Source organism: Mesorhizobium sp. M2A.F.Ca.ET.067.02.1.1, assembly GCF_004023285.1.
Taxonomy (GTDB): domain Bacteria; phylum Pseudomonadota; class Alphaproteobacteria; order Rhizobiales; family Rhizobiaceae; genus Mesorhizobium.
Genome location: NZ_RZSB01000770.1, coordinates 1 through 2,805, shown reverse-complemented (window position 1 = coordinate 2,805; position 2,805 = coordinate 1). Strand labels below are relative to the sequence as shown.

At 62.7% G+C, this 2,805-nt stretch carries 2 protein-coding genes and 1 pseudogene; all 3 read left to right on the top strand.

Annotated elements, in window-relative coordinates; genetic code table 11:
* Nucleotides 1-533 (top strand): annotated as a pseudogene (locus EOA28_RS31520) (hypothetical protein); the annotation flags it as partial.
* Nucleotides 533-2,029, top strand: a complete 1,497-nt coding sequence (locus EOA28_RS31515) for a sugar ABC transporter ATP-binding protein (RefSeq protein WP_127253027.1) — start codon at nt 533-535, stop codon at nt 2,027-2,029. The pseudogene EOA28_RS31520 and the gene EOA28_RS31515, both read left to right, overlap by 1 nt.
* A 255-nt stretch (nt 2,030-2,284) precedes the next feature.
* Complete coding sequence (locus tag EOA28_RS31510; RefSeq protein WP_127253025.1) at nt 2,285-2,692, top strand: carboxymuconolactone decarboxylase family protein; 408 nt, start codon at nt 2,285-2,287, stop codon at nt 2,690-2,692.
* Nucleotides 2,693-2,805: the final 113 nt, after the last annotated feature.

Here is a 2,805-nt window from a genome sequence, read left to right as displayed (position 1 = left end):
CCTATGGGCTGCATCCGATCGGCGCCGACGTGCTGGTCAGCGAAAGCTGGCGTCACCAGCTTGTTCGCTTCGACGGATCGAACGGCAACCGCTCGACGGTGCTGACGCATCTGCCCGGCTATCCCGCGCGGCTTTCGCCGGCCGGCGATGGTGGCGCCTGGCTGACCCTGTTTGCGCCACGCAACCGGCTGATCGAATTCGTGCTGCAGGAAACGCATTATCGCCAGGACATGATCGATCAGGTGCCGCCGGCCTACTGGATCGCTCCCGCGCTCGCCTCCAGCCGCAGCTTCCTCGAGCCGCTGCAATGCGGCGGCATCCGCACCATGGGCATCCACAAGCCGTGGTCGCCCAGCCGCTCTTACGGGCTCGTCGTGAAGCTGGACCCGGCCCTGCAGCCGCAATTCAGCCTGCACAGCCGCGCCAATGGCACGCGCCACGGCGTCTGCAGCGTGGCCGAACGGGATGGCCGCCTGTACGTCGCCGCGAAAGGCGGCGATTGTGTGCTGGCGCTCGATACGGGAGGTTTCTGATGGAACCGATCGTCCGACTGGAAAACGTCACCAAGACCTATCGCGGCGTGCCGGCGGTGAAGAATGTCAGCTTCGATCTGAGGAAGGGCGAGATCCACGCGCTGCTCGGCGAGAACGGCGCCGGCAAGTCGACGCTGACCAAGATCATCGCCGGCGTCGTCGACGCCACGTCGGGCAAGATGTTCCACAAGGGCGTCGAGACGGCGTATGCCTCGCCACACGCCGCACTGGAAGCCGGCATCGCCATGGTGTTCCAGGAGACCAGCCTGGTGCCGTCGATGACGGTGGCGCAGAACCTCTATCTCGGTACCGAGAAATTCCTCAACCGGCTGCGCGGCACCTATATCTCGGCGCAGCAATTCCTGCAGTCGCTGAATTTTCCGGTCGACCCCAATGCCATGGTGGCGACGCTTGGCGCTGCCAAGCGTCAGATGGTCGAGATCGCGCGCGCCGTCCACCACAATGCCGAGATCATCATATTCGACGAGCCCACGGCGACGCTGACGCCCGAGGAGAAGCGCCATTTCTTCGCGCTGATCCGGAGGCTGAAGGCGCGCGGTGTCTCTATCGTCTTCATCAGCCACGCGCTGGAAGAAGCTCTGATGATCGCCGACCGCATCACCATTTTGCGCGACGGCGAACTGGTGATCACCGACGACACCTCCGCCTTCGACCGCGACAGGATCGTCGCCGCTATGGTCGGGCGCTCGCTGACGGGCCAGATCTACCGCCAGCGCGACGAGACGAAATTGCGCAAGGCCGGCAAGAAGGTGCTCTCGGTGCAGGACATCTCGATGAGCAACATCGTGCGCAACAATTCCTTCTCGATCTTCGAGGGCCAGATCACCGGCGTGTTCGGGCTGATCGGCTCCGGCCGCACCGAGACTTTCAAGATCGTCTCAGGCATCTACAAGCGCGACTTTTTGCGCGGTGGCGCGATTGAATTGGACGACAGACCGGTACGCTACCTCGTGCCGAGCGAGGCGGTGGCCGACGGCATCGTCTATGTCACCGAGGACCGCAAGAGCGAAGGCATCTTCGAGACGATGGGCATTGCGGAGAACCTGTTCGGCGGCCTGCTCGCCGCCGGCCGCGAAAAGGCCTGGGTGATCAACCAGCAGGAGATGCGCCAGCTCTCGGCCGAATGGACCAAGACGCTCAACATCAAGGCGATCAACGACAATGCGCGCGTGGTCGAGCTCTCCGGCGGCAACCAGCAGAAAGTGGTGATCGGCAAGGGGCTGGTGCAGCAGCCGCGCATCGTCATCTTCGACGAGCCGACGCGCGGCGTCGACGTCGGCGCCATCGCAGAGATCCACCAGATCATCAACCGGCTGGCCGACAAAGGTCTCGCCGTCGTCGTCATCTCGTCCTACCTGCCGGAGATTATAAACCTGTCGGACCGCATCCTTGTCTGCCGCCAGGGCCGCATCGTGGAGGAGTTCTCTCCGGCGGAGGCTACGGAGGAGAAGATTATGTATGCGGCGGTGCACTAGGGTGTGCCGATATTCAGGTGAGGTCGGCCGCAAATGGCGAGCTCCTCCGCTTCCGGTGCTCACGTACGAAAGTACGCTCCGCTCCGGTTCTCGGAGCCCACCATTTTCGACTCGGCCTGACCTGAATCTCGACACACCCCACCGGTGCCGCCTGCCACGCCGAAAGGCGCAAGTGCCAATCAAGTGAATGGACTATCGGAGGCTATTAAGCATCCGGATTCAATCCCAGCATCTAAAACTGAAAGGAAAACGCTCATGGCCACCACAAAGCTTTTTACCGACGCCGAGGTCGAAAAGATCCCGGCGGTGAAGGCCGTGTTCGACGATATCCGGGCGACGCGGAAATCCGATTTCGTCAACAATTTCTGGCGCGGGCTGGCCAATGATCCGGCGTCGCTGAAGCGGGTGTGGGAGCAGCTCAAGGCGGTGATGGTCGCCGACAGCGCCATCGATCCGCTGACCAAGGAAATGATCTATATCGCCGTCTCGACTGCGAACGGTTGCTCCTACTGCATCCATTCGCACACCGCCGCAGCGCGCGCCAAGGGCATGACCGACGCGCAGCATGGCGAGTTGGTGTCGATCATCGGGCTCGCCGGGCAGACGAACCATCTGGTGACGGCCATGCAGATACCGGTCGACCCGCAATTCGAGGTGAGGTGAGGCGCAGGATTTTCCTTCTCCCCTTGTGGGAGAAGGTGGCCGAGCGAAGCTCGGACGGATGAGGGGTGTTCCAGGGAACACCAGCGCCTCACTCCGCTGGAACACCCCTCATC

What these genes read in the sequence shown, in the direction of transcription:
- EOA28_RS31515 (WP_127253027.1), top strand. Translation starts at nt 533, where the DNA reads ATGGAACCGATCGTCCGACTGGAAAACGTCACCAAGACCTATCGCGGC.
- EOA28_RS31510 (WP_127253025.1), top strand. Translation starts at nt 2,285, where the DNA reads ATGGCCACCACAAAGCTTTTTACCGACGCCGAGGTCGAAAAGATCCCG.